This window comes from Rhodococcus sp. ABRD24 (assembly GCF_004328705.1).
Classification (GTDB): domain Bacteria; phylum Actinomycetota; class Actinomycetes; order Mycobacteriales; family Mycobacteriaceae; genus Prescottella.
Map to the genome: position 1 here is coordinate 4,981,456 of NZ_CP035319.1, position 20,588 is coordinate 5,002,043.

The following is a 20,588-nucleotide window of genomic DNA, read 5'->3' on the forward strand; positions in this document are numbered from 1 at the left end:
GGGGCCGGGATGCCATGGAGGTTGCACTCGTCACCGGTTTGTCCGGGGCCGGGTTGGGCACTGCAGCCAAGGTGCTCGAGGATCTCGGGTGGTACGTGGTGGACAACCTGCCGCCCGAGTTGATCACGCGCATGGTCGATCTCGGTCTCGAGTCGGATCCGCCGATCCGCCGGCTCGCGGTGGTGATGGACGTGCGAAGCCGGCCGTTCACGGGCGATCTCGGCCGGGTCGTGGCGGCGCTCGAGGCGATGCCGGTGGAGATCCGGGTGCTGTATCTCGAGGCCACCGATTCGGTCCTCATCCGCCGGTTCGAGCACGTCCGCCGCAGCCATCCGCTGCAGAGCGACAGTAAGGACGGCACGCTCTCCGAGGGCATCGCGTCCGAGCGTTCGAAGCTGGCACGGGTGAAGGCGGCGGCGGACCTGGTCATCGACACGTCGTCACTGGCGGTGCGCGAACTGCGCGAGAAGATCGAGACGGCGTTCGGCGGTGAGAGCAGTGGTGCGATTCAGGTGACCGTGCAGTCCTTCGGCTTCAAGCACGGTCTGCCGATGGATGCGGACATGGTGTGCGACGTCCGGTTCCTGCCGAATCCGCACTGGATTCCGGAGCTGCGCGAGCACACCGGCCTCGAGGAGGCGGTGCGGAACTTCGTCCTGTCCCGCGACGGCGCCGAGGAGTACCTCGACACCTATGTCCGGCTCCTGGAACTGACGACGGCGGGATACCGCCGGGAGGGAAAGCGGTACATGACTATCGCGGTCGGGTGCACCGGCGGCAAGCACCGCAGCGTGGCGATGTCGGAGGCCCTCGCGGTCCGGCTACGTACCGACGACGGACTTGCGGTTCGCGTCGTGCACCGTGATGTGGGGCGCGAATGAGTGACGATCTACTCAGCGGAGACGGCAGGGCGCCGAGGATCGTCGCGCTCGGCGGCGGACACGGCCTGTACGCGACGCTCAGTGCGGCGCGACGGCTGAGTTCCGACGTCACAGCGGTGGTGACGGTTGCCGACGACGGGGGCTCGTCGGGTCGGCTGCGGGGCGAACTCGGCGTGATCCCGCCCGGCGACCTGCGCATGGCGCTCGCGGCGCTGGCGGCGCGCGAACCGCACGTGCAGACGTGGACCGACACCGTGCAGCACAGGTTCGGCGGCACGGGTGCGCTCGCCGGTCATTCGGTGGGAAATCTGATCCTCGCGGGACTGACCGAGGTGCTCGGTGACTCCGTCGCGGCGCTCGACGTGGTGGCCCGGCTCCTCGAGATCCAGGGACGGGTCCTGCCGATGTCGCCGGTCGCACTCGACATCGAAGCCGATGTCGTCGGACTCGAGAGCGATCCCCGCGTCAGCCGCTGTATCCGCGGTCAGGTCGCGGTCGCGACGACGCCCGGCAAGGTACGCCGGGTGCGCCTGCTGCCTGCGAATCCGCCGGCCTGTCCGGACGCGCTGCAGGCGATCGACGGCGCCGACCTAGTGGTCCTCGGCCCCGGATCCTGGTTCTCGAGTGTGATTCCTCACGTCCTCGTTCCGGAACTGCTCGACGGGTTGTCACGGGCATCGGCTCGAAAGGTGCTGGTGCTCAATCTCGCGCCCGAGCCCGGCGAGACAGCGGGATTCTCCGCGGAGCGCCATTTGCACGTACTCTGCCAACACGCACCCGCATTCCGAGTCGATCACGTCGTGGTCGACTCGGCGTCCGTCCCATCCGCTCGGGAGCGTGACCACTTGTGCCGCGCCGCGAAGCAACTCGGCGCGGACGTGGTCTACGCCGACGTTGCCGAGGACGGAACTCACAAACACCACGCGGGCAAGCTCGCGGCCGTGCTGGAACGACTCGCCACGGAGCAGCAGGCGGGCGCGGCGCCCGCCGAACGGACATCAGGGGGAAGGGAGAGCACCACGTGGCGATGACAGCCGAGGTCAAGGACGAGCTCAGCAGGCTCACGATCACGCAGGTGAGCTGCCGTAAGGCGGAGGTTTCTGCGCTGTTGCGGTTCGCTGGCGGACTGCACATCGTGGGTGGTCGGGTGGTCGTCGAGGCCGAGGTCGATCTCGGATCGATCGCGCGCCGGCTGCGGAGCGAGATCCTCGACCTGTACGGCTACACCTCCGACGTGCACGTGCTCAGCGCAGGTGGGCTGCGGAAGAGCTCCCGCTACGTCGTCCGCGTCGCCAAGGAGGGTGAGGCGCTCGCTCGCCGGACCGGGCTCCTCGACATGCGCGGCCGTCCCGTCCGCGGGCTTCCAGCGCAGGTGGTCGGCGGCAGTGTCGGCGACGCCGAGGCGGCATGGCGGGGTGCGTTCCTGGCGCACGGTTCGCTGACGGAGCCCGGCCGCTCGTCGGCCCTCGAGATCAGCTGCCCCGGCCCGGAGGCCGCGCTCGCGCTCGTCGGCGCCGCGCGTCGGCTCGGGATCGGGGCCAAGGCTCGCGAGGTGCGGGGTGCCGACCGTGTCGTGGTGCGCGACGGCGAGGCCATCGGCGCTCTGCTCACCCGGATGGGCGCGCAGGACACCCGGCTCACCTGGGAGGAACGCCGGATGCGGCGCGAGGTCCGGGCAACTGCGAACCGGCTGGCGAACTTCGACGACGCGAACCTGCGGCGGTCCGCGCGTGCGGCGGTCGCGGCGGCAGCCCGGGTGGAGCGGGCACTAGACATCCTCGGCGAGGATGTACCCGACCATCTCGCCGCCGCGGGAACCCTGCGGGTCAAGCACCGGCAGGCCTCGCTCGAGGAGCTCGGCCAGCTCGCGGATCCGCCGATGACCAAGGATGCGGTGGCCGGCCGGATTCGTCGGCTGCTGTCGATGGCCGACCGGAAGGCCAAGGACGTCGGAATTCCGGACACCGAATCGGCTGTCACCGCTGAACTTCTCGACGAGGCGTGACGAGGTACGCGATCTTCCGCTGAGCGCGCCCGGTTCCGATCCCGGTGACCGGGGCAGATGCGCGGTTCGGTGAGGGCGCGCACTAGGGTGGGAGGCACATCGGCCGATGAGTCCTGCGATTCGGTTCGATCGTCGTGGGTATCGACATGTTCGCGGAGTTCTCGCGGGCGCAAACTGGCACACCAGAGTAGATGGGCAAAGGAGCTAACTGTGACGGTCCGGGTAGGCATCAACGGCTTCGGTCGTATCGGGCGTAACTTCTTCAGGGCGGTCGATGCGCAGAAGGCGCTCGGCACCACCGACATCGAGATCGTGGCGGTCAACGACCTCACCGACAATGCGACGCTGGCTCACCTGCTCAAGTACGACTCGATCCTGGGTCGTCTGCCGTACGACGTCTCGCTCGAGGGCGAGGACACCATCGTCGTCGGCGATACCAAGATCAAGGCGCTCGCGCACCGCGGCCCCCTCAGTGAACTTCCCTGGGGCGAGCTGGGCGTCGACGTCGTCGTCGAGTCCACCGGCATCTTCACCGACGCGGCCAAGGCCAAGGGCCACCTCGAGGCCGGCGCCAAGAAGGTCATCATCTCCGCGCCCGCCAAGGGCGAGGACATCACGATCGTGATGGGCGTCAACGACGACAAGTACGACGGCACCCAGAACATCATCTCCAACGCCTCGTGCACCACCAACTGCCTCGGCCCGATCGCCAAGGTGCTCGACGACGAGTTCGGCATCGTCAAGGGCCTGATGACCACGATCCATGCGTACACCCAGGATCAGAACCTGCAGGACGCCCCGCACAGCGACCTGCGTCGCGCGCGCGCCGCGGCCCTGAATATCGTCCCGACCGGCACCGGTGCCGCGAAGGCCATCGGCCTGGTACTTCCGCAGCTGCTCGGCAAGCTCGACGGCTACGCATTGCGCGTGCCGATCCCGACCGGCTCGGTCACCGACCTCACCGCGAACCTGCGCAAGTCGGCGTCCGCCGCGGACATCAACGCCGCGATGAAGGCTGCTGCCGAGGGCCCCCTCAAGGGCATCCTCAAGTACACCGATGCGCCGATCGTCTCGTCGGACATCGTCACCGATCCGCACTCGTCGATCTTCGACTCGGGTCTGACCAAGGTGATCGACGATCAGGTCAAGGTCGTCTCCTGGTACGACAACGAGTGGGGCTACTCGAACCGCCTCGCGGATCTCATCGGCCTCGTCGCCAAGTCCCTCTGATCGGGAGCCAGACGACCACTATGGCTGTCAAGACTCTCGAGGACCTGCTCGGCGAGGGGGTCGAGGGCCGCACCGTGCTGGTGCGCTCGGACCTCAACGTCCCGCTGGACAACGGAACCATCACCGATCCGGGCCGCATCATCGCGTCCGCGCCGACCATCTCGGCGCTGGCCGAGGCGGGTGCCAAGGTCATCGTGATGGCGCACCTGGGCCGACCCGTGCATTCGGGTCGCTCCGCAGGCTTCGCTCCTGCGGGCGACTGGGATCCGGCGCTGTCGCTCGCGCCGGTTGCCGCGAAGCTCGGCGAGGTGCTGGGTCGCAATGTCCAGCTCGCCGGTGACGTCGTCGGTCAGGACGCGCTCGCACGCTCCGAGGGCCTGACGGACGGCGATGTGCTCCTGCTGGAGAACATTCGCTTCGACCCGCGCGAGACCAGCAAGGACGATGCCGAGCGCGAGGCACTCGCCAAGGCTCTCGTCGACCTGGTCGACGGTGACGGCGCCTTCGTTTCCGACGGCTTCGGTGTCGTGCACCGCAAGCAGGCGTCGGTCTACGACGTGGCCAAGCTGCTCCCGCACTACGCGGGCAACCTGGTCGCGGCCGAGGTGGAGGTCCTGCAGAAGCTGACGCAGGACTCCGAGCGGCCGTACGCGGTCGTGCTCGGCGGCTCGAAGGTGTCGGACAAGCTCGCGGTGATCGAGGCGTTGGCTCCCAAGGTCGACACCCTTGTCATCGGTGGCGGCATGTACTACACGTTCCTTGCGGCGCAGGGCATCTCGGTCGGTAACTCGTTGTGCCAGGAAGAAATGATCGGCACCTGCAAGGAACTGCTCGAGCGGTATGCGGACGTCATCCACATCCCGCAGGACGTCGTGATCGCGGATTCGTTCTCGGCCGATGCCGAGTCGAAGACGGTCTCCGTCCTCGAGATTCCGGACGGCTGGATGGGCCTGGATATCGGACCGCAGTCGGTGAAGCGCTTCGCGGCGATTCTCTCGGGTGCCAAGACGGTGTTCTGGAACGGTCCGATGGGCGTGTTCGAGTTCCCGAAGTTCGCGGCCGGTACCAAGGGCGTCGCCGAGGCGATCATCGAGGCCACCGGCAAGGGCGCGTTCAGTGTCGTCGGCGGCGGCGACTCCGCGGCGGCGGTGCGTCAGCTCGGTCTCCCTGAGGACGGCTTCTCGCACATCTCGACCGGCGGCGGTGCGTCCCTCGAATACCTCGAGGGCAAGACGCTGCCCGGCATCAGTGCACTCGACGACCAAACGCTGGAGGGCTGACGCATGGCACGTAAGCCCTTGATCGCGGGCAACTGGAAGATGAACCTCAATCACCTCGAGGCCATCGCTCTGGTGCAGAAGATTGCATTCTCGCTGCCCGCGAAGTACTTCGAGAAGGTCGACGTGACGGTGATTCCGCCGTTCACCGACATCCGCAGCGTGCAGACGCTGGTCGAGGGCGACAAGCTCCTGCTCACCTACGGTGCGCAGGATGTCTCCGCTCACGATTCGGGTGCCTACACCGGCGAGATCAGCGGATCCATGCTGGCCAAGCTCGGGTGCACGTTCGTCGTCGTCGGCCACTCCGAGCGGCGCACGCTGCACGGGGAGTCCGACGAGACCGTGTCGGCCAAGACCAAGGCGGCGCTCGAGAACGGGCTCACCCCGATCGTGTGCATCGGCGAGGGCCTGAACATCCGCGAGGCCGGCGAGCACGTGGCGTACAACGTCGCGCAGCTGAAGGGTTCGCTCGCGGGTCTGTCGGCCGACGAGATCTCCAAGATCGTCGTCGCGTACGAGCCCGTGTGGGCGATCGGCACCGGCAAGGTGGCCTCGGCCGCCGATGCGCAGGAAGTCTGCAAGGCAGTGCGTGACACGATCGCCGAGCTGGCCTCGCCCGAGATCGCGCAGGCCGTGCGGGTGCTCTACGGCGGCTCGGTCAATGCCAAGAACGTCGGCGAGCTCATTGCTCAGCCCGACGTCGACGGCGGCCTGGTCGGTGGAGCCTCGCTCAAGGCGGACGAGTTCGCGACGCTGTCGGCCATCGCGGCCGGCGGCCCGCTACCGTGATTCGGTAGCACTCCGGGAGCCACGCTGGGCGTGTGACCGAATTGGTCACGCGCCCAGCGTTTTTCGTTGCCGTCAGCGGTGTGTGGGGGAGAGCGCGGCGACAGCGGATCGTGCGGCCTCCAGAGCGCTGTTGACGGAGATCTCACCGCGCATGCCGGGTGCGGCGACCATGTCGCCGACGAGGTAGATTCCGTTGCCGCGGTCGATCGCGGGGCGGTCCCGCCACGTGTGGCCGGGCAGGTCGAGCGCGCCGGTCCGGCCCTTCGCGACGGCGGTCCGCCGGAACGTGGCGCGAACCCGCCACCCGGGGATGACAGATTCCGCGAAGTCGGCCAGGCGCCGGCCGGCGTCGTCGTGAGATTCGCCTGTGCGAACCGGCATCTGAAGCTGGAACAGCGATTCGCCGGACGGTGCGACGGTGGCGTCCTGCATGGTGTAGCTCTCGTGAAAGCCGCCCTCGTCGAGGTCGAAGGTGCTGGTGCGATCACAGCGGCGAAAGTCGACCGCGATGTCGAGCAGCATGCTGTGGCCGCTGGTCCCCGTCAGCGACTCGTCACCGAGTAGTCTGCGCGCAGATGCGAGGTCTGTGGCGACAATCGTCGGCCCGTTCGAGGGCAGTTCGTCGACCCGGGCGCCGGTCTCGATGCCTATGCCCAGCTCCGTCGCGTGCGCAGCCATCCGGTCGATCACGGCCTGCCATCCTCCGCGAACCCATCGGATGCCGGGGATGCGGGGACCGAACACCCGTTGGAACAGTTCCCATACGAATGCGGCCGACAGCCGACCGGTGTCTGCGTCGTATGTCGTGACGCTGATCGCATTCGCCATCTGCTCGGCGGCGATATCGCCCCAGCGTCCGGCCGCCCAGGTGCGGAAGTCCAGATCGACAGGCGCGGTAAGCCATCGTCGGGTCTGCGCCCGCAGCATCGGGGTGGGTGGGAGGTGCCTGATGCGGCCGTCCACGCGGAAGCCGATCCGGGTCAGGTCGGTGGGCGACGGCCAGCCCAGGTCCCGCACGAAGCCGCGCCGCCGCAGCCATGGATAGTGCGGTCCGTCGGCGTAGAACACGTGTGCCCCGTCGTGTGCCACATAGGGAGGGGGTGTCGCGCGGGCCCGGCCACCCAGTGTGCGGTGCGCCTCGTACAGGCGAACGGATTTCCCGGCCTCGGCGCTGGCGATCGCCGCGGTGAGGCCGGCGATTCCGCCGCCGATGACGCTGATGTGCTCGGACATGCGACTCCTCGGTGTGTGGTTTCCGCCTGTGGTGTGGATTCCGGGCATCGTGTGCCCCGGGCATCGAGGAACCATGAAGTCACGACCACGTGGACAGCACCGGCCGACGCGGGTTGACCCCCCAGTTCAGGGTGGAGGCGCAGACCTGCTCCTTGATCAGTGCGCCCATGCGGCCACTGATCACGGTGTTGCGCGGGTTGTCGCTGGCGTCGGTTCGTTGGATGACACCGGCCCGGCGACCGAGGCTGACGCATCGGGCTACGAACGTGGGATCGACCGGCGTGGGCGCCGTGCCCTCGATGCGCCGAAGGAGTGTGTCGGCCGCGTGTACGCCCAGCGGGATGGCGGCTTGGCAGCTCATTCGCAGGGGCTTGCCGTCGATCGCGATGGCGTCCCCGGCGCCGACGATGCTCGGCCAGTCCGGGCACGTCAACGTGACGTCGACCAGCAGTCGACCGTTCTCGTCCGTCGGAAGTCCACTCCTTCGTGCCAGCGCGGGTGCTGTCGATTCCGTCGCGACGATGGTGCATGCGGAATCCAGGATCCGTCCGTCGGCGAGCTCGACAGTGCGCCGGTCGACTCGAATCACCCGGCCACCCTCGACGACATCGACCGAGTGGGCCGCGAGTGCGCGCAGGATTCGCGTGCGGGCCTTGTCGTGGAGCCCATCTGCGATCCGGCCGCTGGAAACGAGCGTGAGGGAGAGCTCTGGCAGTTGCTCGGCCAGTTCCGCGGCGGTCTCGATACCGGTCAACCCGCCGCCCACCACCACGATCGCTGTGCCGACGGCCAGGTCGGCCACCCGCAGCCGCAAAGCCTGCGCGGACCCGTATTCGCCGACAGTGAAGGCGTGTTCTCCCGCGCCGGCTATGTGATCGAGGCGGGTATTACTACCGACTGCGTAGATCAGATAGTCGTACGATATCGCGTCTCCGTCGGCCACCCGGACCGCTCGGCCCAGGGCATCGATCGATGCCACCACGCCGATCACCAGCTGCGCCTGTGGATGCAGAGTCGCCGATAGGGGCTGGGTCGCCGGGTGGTTCCCCGCAGCAAGCTGATGCAGGCGGATGCGCTCGACGAATTCGGGACGAGGGTTGACCACTGTCACGCGCAGGCTCGGCTTCCTCGACAGCAAGCGTTTGGCGGCCACGACGCCCGCATACCCGGCACCGGCCACGACCACATGTGCATTCATGTCCTCCACCCCTTCCGGAGTCGATTGCGACAACACCGATGGCAGCCGACGCTAGAGGGCAAGTTTCGATAACTCCAATGCATTCAAATCATCGACCTAATGCACTTATGCTATCGATGTGACATTGGATCAGTTGGCGTGCTTCGTTGCTGTCGCGAGAGTCGGGCATTTCACGCGGGCCGCCGACGAGATCGGCATCGCTCAGCCGTCGCTCAGCCGTCAGGTGGCTGCCCTCGAAAAGGACGTCGGTGCCCGGCTTTTCGACCGGGGGACCGGAGCCATCACCCTCACCGATGCGGGTGAGGCCCTGCTGCCTGTCGCGACTCGCATGCTCGAGGACCGGGAGGCGGCGTATCGCCAGGTCGGCGAACTGAACGGGTTGACCAGAGGCCGGCTCAGGCTTGGTGCTACTCCGAGTCTGTGCATCAGTCTCGTGGCCGACGTCCTCAGCCGATTCCACGCCGACCATCCGGGTGTCGAGTTGCATGTGACTGAAGCCGGATCACGCACCCTCGTCACCAAACTCGATCAGGGCGAGTTGGACCTGGCATTGGTGGTGGCGGAACGGACCCACGGCAGCACAGGCCTGTCCCTGACGCCACTGTTGCGTGAGGAGCTCGTCGTGGTGTCCTCGGTGGACAAGCCGCCGCTGACCAGGCGCGGGTCGATCACGCTCGCGGAACTCGCAAGTGAGGATCTCGTGGCGTGCCACGACAACTACGATCTGCGCATCGCTCTCGATCAGGCCTTCGCTGCGGCCGGACTGCACACGCACACGGTCGTGGAAGGTGCCGAGCTGGACGCGGTTCTGCGATTCGTCGCTTGCGGAATCGGGGTGAGCGTCGCGCCCGTGATGGCGGCCTTGCACTATCCCGGCCTCAGGACCACGCGCTTGACGGAGCCGCAACTGAACCGGACCGTGAGCCTCGCGCGTCGCGCGAACCACGCGCCGAGTCCAGCGGCAGTCGCCTTTCACGCTCTGCTCGATGATGCAGTCGCAGAGGTCACCACGCGTGCGACTGCTCGCCTGCGTGGGGACGGATAGTTCCCGTCGCGTCCATCTAGAAGCTGTTCAACTTGTTACAGTTTGTTCCGCAGACCCCGTCGGTGTTCGGTGTCGTTCGCCGGTCCTGTGATCGGCTCAGCTCGATCGCCGGCGGGGGAGAACTGCGATATAGGCCCTGTTGGACGGCATTCAAGTTCCTTGGATCCGCTACCGAGCGGTCGAAGACATGATCACCTCAACGCGCGTAGTGCCGTCTAGAACCCCATTGCAATTGGAATGAACGTGTTCTAGTTTTGTGGGCATTGGCGAGGTGGGAACTCTGACGGAGACGAGGAGCAGTCATGGGGCAGGTCCTGGATCGGATCGAGCAGTACGCGGACGAGATCCGTGCGGACGGTGTCGAGGGTGACAAACTGATGCGTTTGACCGACGCCAATGCAAAGCGACTGCGGGAGGCCGGTGTCATCCGGATGCTGCAGCCCAAGACCCACGGTGGGCTCGAGGTGCACCCGCGCGAGTTCGCGGAGACCGCGATGTCGATCGGCGCGATGGACGGCGCGACCGGCTGGGTCGGCGGCATCGTCGGCGTCCATTCCTGGGAGCTCGCGTTCTTCGACCCGCAGGCCCAGGAAGAAGTGTGGGGTCAGGATCCCGACACCTGGATGGCCTCGCCCTACGCACCGATGGGTGTCGCGACCCCGACCGACGGCGGCTACATCCTCAGCGGCCGCTGGTCGTTCTCCTCGGGTACCGACCACTGCCAGTGGGTGATGATCGGTGCTGCCGTCGGTGACCGGGACGGGAACCGGATCATGCCGCCGAAGATCCTGCACGTGCTGCTGCCACGCAGCGACTACGAGATCGACCACGAAAGCTGGGATGTGGTCGGACTACGTGGCACCGGCAGCAAGGACCTGATCGTCGAGAACGCCTTCATTCCCACATATCGGACGCTCGACGCCGCGAAGGTCTTCGACGGCACGGCCCCGAAGGAGGCTGGCCGGACCGAGACGCTGTACAACTTCCCGTTCTCGTGCATCTTCCCGCTGGGAATCACCTCCTCCCTGATCGGTATCGCCGAGGGTGCACTGGCCTGCCACCTGGCGGCGCAGCGGAACCGGATCACGGTCGCTGGTACCGCGATCAAGGAGGATCCGCACGTGCTGTTCGCGATCGGCGAAGCGGCCGCCGAAATCGCCGCATCGCGGGCCGCGCTTCTCTCGACCGTGGATCGATTCTGGGACATGACCGAGAAGGGGCAGGAGGTCACCTTCGAACAGCGGGCCGTCGGCCGGCGCACTCAGACCGCGTCCGCCTGGCGCGCGGTGCGTGCCGTGGACGAGATCTTCGCTCGCTCCGGTGGCGGCGCTCTACAGATGAAGACGCCCATGCAGCGGTTCTGGCGGGACGCCCACGCCGGCCTGGTGCACGCCATCCATGTGCCCGGGTCGATCTTCTACGCTTCCTCGCTGAGCGAGCTCGGCGGTGAGCCGAAGGGCATCCACCGCGCGATGATCTGAGATTCGATTACTCGATTAGTGCGCCACGACGGGCCGGTGTGCCCCCGATCGCCCAGGTAGCAGGTAAGCTGGGCCCGCTAGTGGCCGAATCCGTCATGTGTGAAGGGCAGCGAATACCGATATGGAACTGTTCCTGGACATCCTGCTGGTCATCACCAGCCTGGTGCTGATCCTGCTTGTCCTGCTGCATCGCGGTAAGGGCGGCGGTCTGTCCAGTCTCTTCGGTGGCGGTGTCCAGTCGAGCCTCGCCGGCTCGAGCGTCGTCGAGAAGAACCTCGACCGATTGACGGTGTTCACCGCGGCAATTTGGCTGATTGCGATCCTCGGCATCGGACTCGAGATCAAGTTCAGCTGAATGCACACGGATACCACGGTCCACCTGTATTCCTGATGCTGCGGCGGCGCTGATCGAAGCATCTTCCCGCGCTTGACGTGCGGGTCTCGGCTGGTCGGCCGATAATCGGGTGATGACCGGGATTTCGGATTCCTCGACAGCGACCTCGCCCGCATCGGTGTCCTCGCGCGCGGCCACTGAACCGCTGCGCGAGGACATCCGGCTTCTCGGCGGCATTCTCGGGGAGATCGTTCGGGAGCAGGCGGGCGACGACGTCTTTGCACTCGTCGAGCAGGCCCGGGTCGAGTCGTTCCGCGTCCGCCGGTCCGAGATAGACCGCGCTGATCTGGCAGCGATGTTCGCGAGAATCGATACCGCCGAGGCGATTCCGGTGATCCGGGCGTTCAGTCATTTCGCGCTGCTGGCCAATGTGGCCGAGGACATCCATCGTGAGCGGCGTCGCGCAATCCACGTTCGCGCGGGAGAGCCTCCTCAGGACAGCAGTCTCGCGGCCACGTACGTAAAACTCGATGCGGCACTGCCTGATTCCGAAACTGCAGCGGCGGCTCTTGCCGGTGCGTTGGTAGCTCCAGTGATCACGGCCCACCCAACCGAGACGCGGCGGCGGACGATCTTCGAGACGCAGAACCGGATCATGGAACTGATGCGGTACCGCGAGCACGTCCGGGAGGACGCGCTGGAGACGGCGGATGTCGACTCCCGGCTGCGCCGGCACATTCTCACACTATGGCAGACCGCGTTGATCCGCCTGTCCCGCTTGCGGATTCAGGACGAGATCGAGGTCGGGCTGCGGTATTACGACGCCTCGCTGTTCGAGGTGGTACCACGGCTCAACGCAGAACTGCGTGATTCGCTGCGCCGCCGCTGGCCCGGAGTCGACCTGTTGCCGGAGCCGATGCTGCGCCCGGGTTCGTGGATCGGCGGCGACCGGGACGGGAATCCGTTCGTCACGGCCGAGGTGGTCGATCGCGCGACGCATCGCGCCGCGGAAACCGCCCTCGAGCATCATCTGTCCGAACTGGAGGTGCTCGAACGGGAGCTGTCGATGTCGGCGCGACTGGTCACCGTCACAGCTGGGCTGGACCGGCTCGCGGAAGCGTCGGGTGACGATTCCGCTTTCCGGGCGGACGAACCGTATCGGCGAGCCGTTCGGGGGATGCGGGTTCGGCTGACCGCCGCTGCTGAACGGATTCTCGGTCATCCGCCGGCGCACCGTGCGATCGGCGACCTTCCGGGCTATGCGGGGCCCGGGGAACTTGCCGCCGATCTGCAGGTGATCGACAGTTCCCTCCGCTCTCACGGGGATGCAGCGGTCGCCGATGACCGACTAGCGCAGCTGCGGAATTCGGTGGAGGTCTTCGGATTCCATCTCTGTGGGCTGGACATGCGGCAGAACTCCGATGTCCATGAGTCGGTGGTTGCGGAACTCCTTGCGTGGTCCGGTGTGCACCCGGACTACCGGTCGTTGTCGGAGGAGGCACGCGTTGCGTTGCTCTCCCGGGAGCTGACCAATCGCCGTCCGCTGGCCGCACCGAACGCCACGTTCGGCGAACAGACGACGAAGGAGCTCGGAATCCTGCGTGCTGCCGCGGACGTGGTCGGCCGGATCGGGCCCGAATCCGTGCCGAACTACATCATCAGCATGTGCACATCGGTCAGCGACATGCTCGAGGCGGCAATCCTGCTCGCCGAGGTCGGTTTGCTCGATCCGGACGGTGTGGACGGCCCGACGTGCCCGGTCGGGATCGTGCCGCTTTTCGAGACAATCGAGGATCTGCAGAACGGAGCCGCGACGCTCTCGGCGACGCTCGATGTGCCGGTGTATCGGGCGCTCGTCGCATCCCGCGGGCACCGGCAAGAGGTGATGCTCGGCTATTCCGACTCGAACAAGGACGGCGGCTACCTCGCGGCCAACTGGGCGCTGTACCGGGCTGAGCTCGATCTGGTGCGAGCCGCCCGCGAAACGGGAATTCGGTTGCGGCTCTTCCACGGTCGTGGTGGCACCGTCGGTCGCGGAGGTGGCCCCAGCTATGATGCGATCCTCGCACAACCGCCCGGCGCGGTCGCGGGTTCGCTACGGATCACCGAGCAGGGTGAGGTGATCGCAGCAAAGTACGCGGATCCGCGACTTGCCCGGCGCAACCTCGAGGCGCTGCTCGCCGCGACATTGGAATCGACTCTGCTCGACGTCGAGGGCCTCGGCGACGATGCGGCACCCGCCTACTCGATCTTGGACGAGCTCGCCGCACTGGCCCGCGATGCCTACGCGGACCTCGTGCACGACACCCCCGGCTTCGTCGAGTATTTCAAGGCGTCGACCCCCGTCGCGGAAATCGGGGCCCTCAACATCGGCAGCCGTCCGGCGTCTCGGAAGCCGACGGAGTCGATCGCCGATCTGCGCGCGATCCCGTGGGTGTTGTCGTGGAGTCAGTCCCGGGTGATGCTGCCCGGGTGGTACGGCACCGGATCCGCGTTCGAGCGATGGATCGCCGACGATGACGATCGCCTTTCGACGTTGACGGCGCTGTACGAGAAGTGGCCGTTCTTCCGAACGGTGCTGTCGAACATGGCGATGGTGATGTCGAAGTCCGATATGGGGCTGGCCCGCCGGTACGCCGAACTGGTCCCGGACGTAGCGCTGCGGGAGGAGGTGTTCGGCAAGATCTCCGCCGAACATGACCGCACGATGGCGATGTACCGCGCGATCACCGGTCACGAGAATCTGCTCGAGGACAATCCGGCACTCGAACGGTCGGTGCACAATCGCTTCCCGTATCTGGAACCGCTCAATCACCTTCAGGTGGAGCTGCTTCGCCGATATCGTGCCGGCGACGGCTCCGACGCGGTGCGGCGTGGAATTCAGTTGACGATGAACGGACTCGCCACTGCGCTGCGTAACAGTGGGTGATACCGCTTCGTCCGGTCAGCTCAGCAGGCCCTGTCGTCGCGCCGCGGCGATGGCCTCGTCCTGCGAGTGTGCTCCGAGTTTCCGGTAGAGGCTGCGGCGGTGACTCTTGACGGTGTCGGGGGAGACGAACAGTTTCTTCGCGATTTCGGTGGAGGACAGGCCACGCACGATCTCGACCAGCAACTCCCGCTCTCGCCTGGTGAGCGCCGCGGAGGACACCGCAGGTGGAAATACCTCGCGCACGTCTGATGCGAGGAAGGCCGCGACGGCGGGCGAGTTCGTCCTGCCCTCGGCGTGGAGCATCTTGACCAGGTCCTGTGGCACCGTTGCGAGCACTGCAGTCATGCCCGTGCGGTCGACCGCGGCACACACCCTCGACCAGATGCGTGCCGCTTCGCGGTTCTCGCCGAGAGTCCGGTGTGCCGCGGTTTCGATCAGCATCGACTCGAGGTGCGCGCGTGCGAACGGCCCCGCTTTCCAGCTGATGCTGCGGCACATCGCGATTGCCCGTGCCGGGGATCCGGTGAGCAAGTGTGCGCGCGCCGCGGATACCAGGGTCATGGGTCCGCCCGTGCGGGCTGAGTCGCTCAGCGCCAAGGCCCGGGTGCCTTCGCCGAGCGCGAGACGCAGGTCCATCTCGGCCGCAGTCAGAAGCGAGCAGGTGTGTCCCGGCCGCCCAGCGTGCTGTGGTTGGCCGGAGGTCGCTCGCTGCAACACGACCATTCCGGCATAGGCGTCGCCAATGATCGAGGCATACCGAGCGTGCGCGTAGGTGACGAACTCCCACAGTTCGTCGGACCCCGACGCCTCGCCCAGCTCGTCGAGTGTCCGGCGTGCGGCCGTGGTGTCGAGTCGATCCAGCGCCGTCAGCGCCCTTGCCACCTGCGTTGCGGTATGCGACACGGATCCGTGCCCACGAACAGGCTGCTCCGGGGCCTGCTCAGTGGCGTCGAGTTCGAGCCACTCCGCCACCTGGTCCCGTCCGCCGAGGACGGCCCAGGTCATGGCCGTGAGGGCCCCTGCAGTGCGGGCCGCGAAGTGGGAATCCTTCCGGAGGGCCTCGGTGTACGCGCACCGGAGCTCGGCGAGCGCCGCGACGAAGTCGCCGGCCAGTAGGTGGGTGACGCCCCAGGTGAGGCGCAGGATCGGCAACTGCCGCAGGATGTCTGCGCGTTGCCCATCGAGAGCGCCCTGCGCGAGGCAGGACAGCTGACGTGCCAGCTCTGCCGCCCGGGGCCGGTCACCCATCGTGCGAAGGATCAGGACATTGGCGGTTCCTACGGTGAGGTGATTCCATGCGGCGGACGTCGCGCCGAGCGCTCGTAACTCTGCTGGGTCGTCGGGGAGCGGCGGTGGAGTGGACGGGCGCTGGGTGAACACCGCCCGTGCAGCCTGGAGTGCCGGGTGTCCGTCGAGCAGGGCGGTGGGGATGCCGGCCACGGTGTCGCGAAGTAGGTCGAGGTCGTCCGGGACGAGTTGGTCCCAGTGTTGCTCGAGGAGTTCGATCGCGAGCGGCCACGCCTTCGCCTCCACGGCGTAGCGGACCGCAGCCGCGTAGTCGCGCGTGCTCAGGCAATGGCGGGCGAGGGCGACCATCGCGGGCGCGGGGCGAGTCCCCGATGCGACCCGGATGGCGAGTAGCGCGTCGCGGACCGCCGGTGCGAACGCCCATTCTGGATCTGCTGACCGTTCGGATTCCGTGGTGCGGACCAGGAGTCCGGAGGCCTCGAGAGCCGACAGCTTCTCCTGCACCTCCTCGGCGCCGGTCAGCAGGCGTGCGATCGGCGGCGTGACGATTGATGCGGCGGAGAGGGTGAGGGCGAAGTCTGCTGCGTCAGAGCCATCCCCGGCGAGCATTCTGGTCCGCATGCGGCTGTCCATTGCGCGCGCGAGTGACCGGGATATCTGCTCCCGATGTCGGGATCCTTCGGGAAGGGACTTGACCACCGACGCCGCGACGACCATCAGATCCGGAATCCCCGCAACCTGTCGATGCACATGGTCGAGATCGATCGGCGGGAGTTCGACGCCGACGCTGGCGAACAGGATTTCCGCTTCGTCGCGGGTGTAGAGCAGCTCCCGCGCACAGATCCATTCGGTATCGAGGCCGAGTTCGGTTGCAAAGTGCAAGGATTCACGGTGGCGCACCGTCGATACGACATCGATGTGGGGGCAGTTCGCGAGAAGTCGGCGAACGCGTTCTCCTCCTCGTCTGAATGTGGAAGGCGAAACGGTATCGACATGATCGAGTACCAGCGTGGTCGGGGAAGTGTCACCGTTGTCCGCCGATTCGGCTCCGAACATCTTGTGCCATTGGCTCTCAGGATCTGTGTGGGCGAACGGATCCGGTATGTGCAGTACCCGGTGCCCGGCGGATTCCACAGTCTGTATCCACGATGCGAGCAAATCCGCAGCACTGAATCCGCGAGGGGCGTGGATGAGGGTGATCCGCCGGTGCCGGTCGTCGAGTCGGTTGAGGAGCCGCGCTCGAGCAGGCAGTGAGGTGCGTCCTCGGGTCAGGCGTGGCCGCCCGTCATCGGAGTGCACACATCCCGGTATCGGCGGCACCCGGCTGTTCTCGTGTGCACGCATGTTCCCGAACGTATCCCAGTCCCCGCCCGTCCGGGAGCGCTTAGCGTCTCTGCCTCATCGACGTTTCGTCTCACGAACCCGATCAGGGCACTGCCTGGTCTGACTGGAATCTTCGGCTGCCGACGACGGTCGGTGTGGTGTGCCCGTCCTCTCGATCGGTGAGAGACTGGAGCCTCTCGGCGGCAGGGCACCGCATGATCAGGGTGTTCGGTCACTGCCCGGCAGTGGCGCGTACCGCCGTGACGGCGCTGAGCATCCGCTGGAGAAATTCTTCGATCGTGTCCCGTTCGGCCGGTGAGAAGCTCTCGAGGGCATCGACGGCGGATGCGATCAGTGGACCGAAGAACGACCATCCGAGATCGACGGTCGACGGCGTGACCTCCAGTAGCACACGCCGTCGGTCGACCGAATCCCTGACGCGCCGAATGTGATCGGCCCTTTCCAGGCGATCGATCAACGCTGTGGTCGACGCCGAGTTGATCCCGAGTTGCTCACCAAGCAGTCCGGGTGTGGCCGGAGCACCCGCGCGGTGGGCGTCGAGCAGGACTATCACCGCGCGCAGATCCGTGGGGTTCAGACCGTTCCGTCGGGCGAACTCGGCCGCGAAGACGTTCAGCTCTACCGTCAGCCCGCGCAGTCGGTGCACCGTCTGAAGCCCATCGCTGCTCTGTTCGTGTCCGGTGTTCCCGTGCAATTCGGACTCCAACGCTCGACGGAATTTGGCTCGCCTGTCTAGTATCTCGACTATCGAGGGAATTGTCCACGGCAGCACACCGGAGGTAGCGCATGAATCGAACGACCGCGTCCGATTTCTCCGAAACATCGGCGGGAGAGACCTTCCGCGAGCTCTACGGCCGGGTACTGAGCAGATGGCCCGTCAAGGTCGAGAAGGTCGACGTGCGGAGCCCGCACGGCATCACCCGCGTCAACATCTGTGGGCCTGTCGATGGGGCGCCGGTAATTCTGCTTTCGGGAGGCGGCGCCACGTCCGCAGTGTGGTTCGGCCTCGCCGCCTCATTGACGGAGCGGCACCGAGTCCATGCGGTGGACCTCCTCGGCGACGTCGGGTGCAGCACCGGGACCGCCGGAATCCGCGACGTCGATGATCTGATGGAGTGGCTCGGTATCGTCGCCGCGGAACTGGGACTCGATGCCCCCGCGATCGTCGGCCACTCGTACGGTGCGATGGTCGCGCTCGCCTATGCGGTCCGGCGTCCCGGCCAGGTTCAGCGACTGGTTCTGCTCGACCCCAACGCGTGCTTCGCCGGAATGAGCTCGCGGTATCTCGCCCGGGCGGTGCCGTTGTTGGTGCGGCCTACGGGTGCGCGGCTGCGGGCGCTGGTGGAGTGGGAATCTGCTGGGCTGCAAGTGGATCCGGACTGGCTCGCGCTCGCCGCATACGGTGCCGAGCATTTCCCGGCTTCGAAAACGGTCGTTCCGAGGCGTCCTCGACGGCCGGAACTGCTCGACGTCCGCACCGACACGACGGTCGTGCTCGCGGGGCGGAGTCGGGTGCACGACGTCGAGCGGGTGGGTCGGAAGATCGATGCGTTCATGCCACGCGCCCGGACGGTTGTCCTCCCCGGTGAATCGCACTACACGCTGCCGATGGCGTCGCCGGCAGGCCTCGGCCGCATCGTCCTGGACGCGTTGGGGTAGCGGAAGCCGCCGAGCCGGGGAACCGATCCGACCCGGCTCACGTCATACCTCTCGAACAAGCGAAATATGGCGGGTTCACGGAGCGGAAGGTGTGTGCGGCGATGGAGTACTGCGTCAACAGTGCGGCGGCCTGGCGTCGTCGATTGCGGGGGCCGAACTGCTATCACGGACGGATCCGGATGGCGGTCGTGTGCCAAGCTCGGCTTGTGGCCGCCGACCCGGACGCGCCCCCGCGCGTGGTCTGGCCGCGTGATGACGACGAATCGACGGCCGGTTGATTCAGGCGTGGGGCAGTTCGCTCGCCGCGGTGTCGTCGAGCAGCCACACGGTTCGCTCGAGGCCCTGCGCGCCGGCCGCCGGGATCTCGTCCGGACGGGCACCGCCGACGGCTGCCGCGACGGCCTTGGCCTTGGCCTCCCCGGAGACGATCAGCCACACCTCGCGCGCCGACCGCAGCGCGGGCAGCGTCAGGGTCACGCGAACCGCCGGTGGCTTGGGGGAGTCGGTGACCGCGACGGCGAGCTGTTCTTCCTCACGGACCGCATCGGTGTGGGGGAACAGCGAATTGACGTGGCCTTCGCCGCCCATGCCGAGCAGGTGGATGTCGAACAGTGGGCCGGCGGTGGATTCGCCGTGCACGGCCAGCACCTCGGCGTAGGCCGCGGCCGCGGTCACCGGGTCGCTGCCGTAGGCGCCGTCCGACGCCGCCACGGCATGCACGCGGGACGGGTCGACCGCGACATGGTCGAGCAGTGCCTGGTGCGCCTGTACCTCGTTACGCTCGGGGTCGCCACCGGGCAGGAAGCGTTCGTCGCCGAAGAAGACGTCCAGCGCGGCCCAGTCGATCGCACCGGGGTTTCGGCGGATGTGCTCGAGCAGTGCGATGCCGGTGCCCCCGCCGGTGAGGACCACCGATGCCGAACCGCGTGACTGCTGGGCGGCGACCACCGCGTCGACGAACCGGGTTGCCGCCGCCTGGACCAGCGCGTCGGTGTCGGGATACTGGTGCAGCTCGACGTCAGACATATTCCACCTTCGTCAGTCCGGCCAATGCGGCCTCGTAGATCTCGTCCGGATCGAGCCGGCGAAGTTCCTCGGCGAGACAGTCCCGGGTTTCCCGCCGGGCCAGCGCGACCAGGGCATCGGGCTGCCCGGTCCGGCGCAGCGTGGCGGTGGTCTCGGTCTGGGGCCGGCTGATCGAGATGGTGTCGCCGGTCAACTGCAGCTCGACGTGTAGTCCGCCGGTCTTGCGGCGCACCGGGCCGTCGATCCGGCTAGCCAGCCATCCTGCCAGGATGTCCAGCGCCGGCTCGTCCGCCAGCCCCGATACCGTCGCCGAGACGATCGGCTCGTGCGGCGGCTGATCGAGTGCTGATGTGAGCAGCGCGCGCCAGTACGTGATCCGGCTCCATGCCAGGTCGGTGTCCCCGGCGGTGTACGACCCGAGCCGGCTCTTGATCGTTGCGGTCGGATCTTCGGCGCCCGTCGCGTCGGTGATGCGGCGGATCGCCAACCGGCCCACCGGATCCAGCGCGGGGACGGTGGGAGCGTCCTCCGGCCACCATGCGACCACGGGCGTGTCGGGCAGCAGGAACGGTACGACGACACTGCTTTCGTGATCGGCCAGCTCGCCGGACAGACGGAGTACCACCACTTCGGAAGCGCCTGCGTCGCCGCCGACTCGGATCTCGGCGTCGAGGCGCGGCTCGGCGCTCCGCGGTCCGCGCGCAACCACTATCACCCGGCACGGATGTTCGCGGCTGGCCTCGTTTGCCGCGTCGATCACCACCTCGGAGTTCTTGCTGTCCCGCGTGCACACCACGAGCGTCAGGACCCGGCCCAATGTCACGGCGCCACCGGATTCGCGCAGTAAGACCAGCTGCTTGTTGATCTCTCCGGTGGTGGTCTCCGGCAGGTCGATGATCACTGGAG

The 20,588-nt window shown here is 67.1% G+C and carries 17 protein-coding genes; 11 read left to right on the plus strand and 6 right to left on the minus strand.

Going from position 1 to position 20,588, the window contains the following annotated elements; genetic code table 11:
- Window positions 1–14: 14 nt before the first annotated feature.
- The 6 genes from rapZ to tpiA all read left to right on the plus strand — a co-directional run bounded on the left by rapZ (window position 15) and on the right by tpiA (window position 6,185).
- Window positions 15–881: an RNase adapter RapZ gene (gene rapZ, locus ERC79_RS22360; protein WP_131581483.1), complete on the plus strand. Its 867-nt coding sequence runs from the start codon at window positions 15–17 to the stop codon at window positions 879–881.
- Entirely contained in the window at window positions 878–1,912 is a 1,035-nt protein-coding gene (gene yvcK, locus ERC79_RS22365; RefSeq protein WP_131580523.1) for a uridine diphosphate-N-acetylglucosamine-binding protein YvcK, read from the plus strand. The genes rapZ and yvcK overlap by 4 nt, the downstream gene beginning before the upstream one ends.
- A complete protein-coding gene (gene whiA, locus ERC79_RS22370; RefSeq protein WP_131580524.1) occupies window positions 1,903–2,886 on the plus strand; it encodes a DNA-binding protein WhiA in 984 nt (327 codons plus the stop codon). Before yvcK ends, whiA begins: the two co-directional genes overlap by 10 nt.
- A gap of 210 nt (window positions 2,887–3,096) precedes the next feature.
- On the plus strand, window positions 3,097–4,116 hold the full coding sequence (gene gap, locus ERC79_RS22375) for a type I glyceraldehyde-3-phosphate dehydrogenase (RefSeq protein WP_131580525.1): 1,020 nt from the start codon (window positions 3,097–3,099) through the stop codon (window positions 4,114–4,116).
- A gap of 20 nt (window positions 4,117–4,136) precedes the next feature.
- Window positions 4,137–5,396, plus strand: a complete 1,260-nt coding sequence (locus tag ERC79_RS22380; RefSeq protein ID WP_131580526.1) for a phosphoglycerate kinase — start codon at window positions 4,137–4,139, stop codon at window positions 5,394–5,396.
- Window positions 5,397–5,399: 3 nt separating this feature from the next.
- Complete coding sequence (gene tpiA, locus ERC79_RS22385) at window positions 5,400–6,185, plus strand: triose-phosphate isomerase (RefSeq protein WP_131580527.1); 786 nt, start codon at window positions 5,400–5,402, stop codon at window positions 6,183–6,185.
- Window positions 6,186–6,257: 72 nt separating this feature from the next.
- Here tpiA and ERC79_RS22390 read toward each other — a convergent pair whose 3' ends face one another.
- Window positions 6,258–7,418, minus strand: coding sequence for an NAD(P)-binding protein (locus ERC79_RS22390; RefSeq protein ID WP_131580528.1), 1,161 nt, complete (start codon window positions 7,416–7,418; stop codon window positions 6,258–6,260).
- 79 nt (window positions 7,419–7,497) lie between these two features.
- Window positions 7,498–8,616: an FAD-dependent oxidoreductase gene (locus ERC79_RS22395; RefSeq protein ID WP_131580529.1), complete on the minus strand. Its 1,119-nt coding sequence runs from the start codon at window positions 8,614–8,616 to the stop codon at window positions 7,498–7,500.
- Between the two features lie 118 nt (window positions 8,617–8,734).
- Between ERC79_RS22395 and ERC79_RS22400 the strand changes: the two genes are divergently transcribed.
- From ERC79_RS22400 to ppc, 4 genes are all read left to right on the plus strand, one after another.
- Window positions 8,735–9,661, plus strand: coding sequence for a LysR family transcriptional regulator (locus ERC79_RS22400; RefSeq protein WP_131580530.1), 927 nt, complete (start codon window positions 8,735–8,737; stop codon window positions 9,659–9,661).
- A gap of 302 nt (window positions 9,662–9,963) precedes the next feature.
- Window positions 9,964–11,142, plus strand: a complete 1,179-nt coding sequence (locus tag ERC79_RS22405) for a hydroxylase (protein ID WP_131580531.1) — start codon at window positions 9,964–9,966, stop codon at window positions 11,140–11,142.
- 121 nt (window positions 11,143–11,263) lie between these two features.
- Window positions 11,264–11,497, plus strand: coding sequence for a preprotein translocase subunit SecG (secG, locus tag ERC79_RS22410; protein ID WP_131580532.1), 234 nt, complete (start codon window positions 11,264–11,266; stop codon window positions 11,495–11,497).
- Between the two features lie 112 nt (window positions 11,498–11,609).
- Window positions 11,610–14,405, plus strand: a complete 2,796-nt coding sequence (gene ppc, locus ERC79_RS22415) for a phosphoenolpyruvate carboxylase (protein ID WP_131580533.1) — start codon at window positions 11,610–11,612, stop codon at window positions 14,403–14,405.
- Window positions 14,406–14,420: 15 nt separating this feature from the next.
- On the opposite strand, the gene ERC79_RS22420 is transcribed toward ppc, so the two are convergent.
- Together ERC79_RS22420 and ERC79_RS22425 are read right to left on the minus strand one after the other, a co-directional pair.
- Window positions 14,421–16,535 (minus strand): LuxR C-terminal-related transcriptional regulator, encoded by a 2,115-nt coding sequence (locus tag ERC79_RS22420; RefSeq protein WP_165497191.1) that lies wholly within the window; start codon window positions 16,533–16,535, stop codon window positions 14,421–14,423.
- Between the two features lie 673 nt (window positions 16,536–17,208).
- On the minus strand, window positions 17,209–17,703 hold the full coding sequence (locus ERC79_RS22425; RefSeq protein ID WP_242676688.1) for a MarR family transcriptional regulator: 495 nt from the start codon (window positions 17,701–17,703) through the stop codon (window positions 17,209–17,211).
- Between the two features lie 80 nt (window positions 17,704–17,783).
- On the opposite strand from ERC79_RS22425, the gene ERC79_RS22430 reads away from it, so the two are divergent.
- Window positions 17,784–18,656 carry an alpha/beta fold hydrolase gene (locus ERC79_RS22430; protein ID WP_131580536.1) on the plus strand — a complete coding sequence of 291 codons (873 nt, stop codon included), beginning with the start codon at window positions 17,784–17,786 and terminating at the stop codon, window positions 18,654–18,656.
- 279 nt (window positions 18,657–18,935) lie between these two features.
- Here ERC79_RS22430 and pgl read toward each other — a convergent pair whose 3' ends face one another.
- Both pgl and opcA read right to left on the minus strand, forming a co-directional pair.
- Window positions 18,936–19,682, minus strand: a complete 747-nt coding sequence (gene pgl / locus ERC79_RS22435) for a 6-phosphogluconolactonase (protein ID WP_131580537.1) — start codon at window positions 19,680–19,682, stop codon at window positions 18,936–18,938.
- A complete protein-coding gene (opcA, locus tag ERC79_RS22440) occupies window positions 19,675–20,583 on the minus strand; it encodes a glucose-6-phosphate dehydrogenase assembly protein OpcA (protein ID WP_131580538.1) in 909 nt (302 codons plus the stop codon). The genes pgl and opcA overlap by 8 nt, the downstream gene beginning before the upstream one ends.
- Between the last annotated feature and the right edge of the window lie 5 nt (window positions 20,584–20,588).

Coding starts and splice junctions, on each gene's coding strand:
- rapZ (WP_131581483.1), top strand. CDS start 15: ATGGAGGTTGCACTCGTCACCGGTTTGTCCGGGGCCGGGTTGGGCACT.
- yvcK (WP_131580523.1), top strand. CDS start 878: ATGAGTGACGATCTACTCAGCGGAGACGGCAGGGCGCCGAGGATCGTC.
- ERC79_RS22380 (WP_131580526.1), top strand. CDS start 4,137: ATGGCTGTCAAGACTCTCGAGGACCTGCTCGGCGAGGGGGTCGAGGGC.
- tpiA (WP_131580527.1), top strand. CDS start 5,400: ATGGCACGTAAGCCCTTGATCGCGGGCAACTGGAAGATGAACCTCAAT.
- ERC79_RS22390 (WP_131580528.1), bottom strand. CDS start 7,418: ATGTCCGAGCACATCAGCGTCATCGGCGGCGGAATCGCCGGCCTCACC.
- ERC79_RS22395 (WP_131580529.1), bottom strand. CDS start 8,616: ATGAATGCACATGTGGTCGTGGCCGGTGCCGGGTATGCGGGCGTCGTG.
- ERC79_RS22405 (WP_131580531.1), top strand. CDS start 9,964: ATGGGGCAGGTCCTGGATCGGATCGAGCAGTACGCGGACGAGATCCGT.
- secG (WP_131580532.1), top strand. CDS start 11,264: ATGGAACTGTTCCTGGACATCCTGCTGGTCATCACCAGCCTGGTGCTG.
- ppc (WP_131580533.1), top strand. CDS start 11,610: ATGACCGGGATTTCGGATTCCTCGACAGCGACCTCGCCCGCATCGGTG.
- ERC79_RS22430 (WP_131580536.1), top strand. CDS start 17,784: ATGAATCGAACGACCGCGTCCGATTTCTCCGAAACATCGGCGGGAGAG.
- pgl (WP_131580537.1), bottom strand. CDS start 19,682: ATGTCTGACGTCGAGCTGCACCAGTATCCCGACACCGACGCGCTGGTC.